Origin of the sequence: Brevundimonas sp. (genome assembly GCF_036659295.1) — a bacterium.
In the GTDB taxonomy this organism is placed as follows: domain Bacteria; phylum Pseudomonadota; class Alphaproteobacteria; order Caulobacterales; family Caulobacteraceae; genus Brevundimonas.
The window spans coordinates 1-1,824 of sequence record NZ_JAVXCU010000156.1 but is presented as its reverse complement, the minus strand read 5'-3'; the positions used below and the strand labels follow the sequence as shown (position 1 = coordinate 1,824).

3 protein-coding genes are annotated in these 1,824 nt (G+C 61.5%); all 3 read left to right on the top strand.

Annotated features, from left to right (window positions below; all coding sequences use genetic code 11):
- The coding region (locus tag RSB01_RS14075) for a 6,7-dimethyl-8-ribityllumazine synthase (protein WP_332625751.1) at positions 1–269 on the top strand (269 nt) is incomplete at its 5' end.
- A gap of 35 nt (positions 270–304) precedes the next feature.
- The gene (nusB, locus tag RSB01_RS14070; RefSeq protein WP_332591538.1) at positions 305–799 is read left to right on the top strand and encodes a transcription antitermination factor NusB; all 495 of its coding nucleotides are present in this window, start codon (positions 305–307) and stop codon (positions 797–799) included.
- On the top strand, positions 786–1,775 hold the full coding sequence (gene thiL, locus RSB01_RS14065) for a thiamine-phosphate kinase (RefSeq protein WP_332591535.1): 990 nt from the start codon (positions 786–788) through the stop codon (positions 1,773–1,775). The genes nusB and thiL overlap by 14 nt, the downstream gene beginning before the upstream one ends.
- Positions 1,776–1,824 lie beyond the last annotated feature (49 nt).

Here is a 1,824-nt window from a genome sequence, read left to right as displayed (position 1 = left end):
CGCGCTATGACGGCTATGTCGCACTGGGCACCATCATCCGTGGCGAGACCTACCACTTTGAAATCGTGGCCGATCAATCGGCCATGGCAATCTCGCAGCTTGGCCTGAAGGGCGTTGCCATCGGCAATGGTATCCTGACGACCGAGGACGAAGATCAGGCATGGGCCCGCGCCCGTGTTTCCGAAGCAGACAAGGGTGGTTTTGCTGCTCGCGCCTGTCTGGACCTGATCAATCTGCGCAAGCGACTGGCTAAAGGACTGGCTTCGTGACCGACGCCCCAAAACCCGCAACTGTAGCCGAAGTCATGGCGCAACTGGACGAAGTCCAGAAGACCAAGGCCGAGCCGCAACTGACCAGCCGCCAGCGCCGTGCGCGCACGGTGGCCCGTCTGGCCGCCGTTCAAGCGCTGTACCAGATGGAACTGGTGGGTGAGCCGGTCGAGCAGGTTGTACGCGAGTTCCGCAATTTCCGCTTTGATGGCGATATCGACGGCCAGACCATGGCCGAGGCCGATGAAGACTGGTTTGCCGAGATCGTACGCGGTGTTGTCGAGGACCAATCGGCGATTGATACGCTGGTCAAATCGCATCTGGCGTCGAACTGGCGCATGGAGCGTCTGGACTCGACCGTTCGTGCCCTGCTGCGTTGCGGCGCTTGGGAACTGAAGCACAAGGCCGAAGTGCCGCGTGAAATCGTCATCGACGAGTATGTCGAACTGGCCAAGGCCTTCTTCGACGATGCAGAAGCCAAATTCGTGAACGCGGCGCTGGACGCCGTGGCACGCGATGCCCGCGATTGATGCCGTAGGCGAATTCGAGACGATCCAGCGGCTGTTCAAGCCGCTGGCCCACCCCGAATGGGCGAGGGGGCTGGCCGACGATGTGGCCGCCCTTCCGTCCCGTCCGGGGTGTGATTTGATCCTGACCAAGGACGCCTTGGTCGAGGGTGTCCATTTCCTCCCCGAAGACCCGCTGGATACGTTGGCGCAAAAGCTGTTGCGCGTGAATCTGTCCGATATTGCTGCCAAAGGCGCGGTGCCGTTTGGTTATCTGCTGGCGTGCCACTGGTCGGAACGGTGCGGCTGGCCGGAACGCGAGGCCTTTGTAGCGGGCCTGCGCCGCGATCAGGCGCTTTTCGATATTTATCTGCTGGGCGGCGATACGGTTTCGACACCGGGACCCTTGTCGTTTTCCGTCACCATGCTGGGCTGGGTGCCTTCGGGACGCGCCGTGCACCGCGGCGGAGCCAAACCGGGTGATGTGGTGTTTGTGACCGGCACTATCGGTGATGGCTGGCTGGGCCTGCAGGCCTGTCAGGGCACATTGAAGCTGGAACAGGACCGTTTGGACTATCTGTGCCGTGCTTATCGCCAGCCCTTGCCCCAGACCGAGTTTGCCGAAGTCATCCTAAAATCGGCAACGGCCAGCGCCGATGTCTCCGACGGGCTGATGGCCGATGCGGGGCGTATTGCCGAATCCAGTGGCGTTCGTATCGAACTGGACCTTGAGGTCACGCCCTTGTCTGCGGCGGCCGATAGCTGGTTCTCGGGGCGCGTGGATGAGCAGGCTGCGCTGGAGCAGTTGGCCAGTGGTGGCGACGACTATCAGATCGTATTTACCGTTCCGGCCTCTCAGGAAGAGGCTATGCGCCGTGAGGCTGACCGCCGCCATGTCCGACTGACAAAGGTCGGTCAGGTCGTGGAAGGTACGGGTCTGTTGGTTCGTTACCGCGGCGAGGATGTGAGCCCTGCCAAGACGGGCTGGACCCACGACTAGCAATCAGTTGCTAAGAGCTATGCGGTATTATTGGCCCATGCAAAGACGC

Bases quoted from the DNA above. Each gene is read 5' to 3' on its own strand.
- nusB (WP_332591538.1), top strand. From the start codon at position 305: ATGGCGCAACTGGACGAAGTCCAGAAGACCAAGGCCGAGCCGCAACTG.
- thiL (WP_332591535.1), top strand. From the start codon at position 786: ATGCCCGCGATTGATGCCGTAGGCGAATTCGAGACGATCCAGCGGCTG.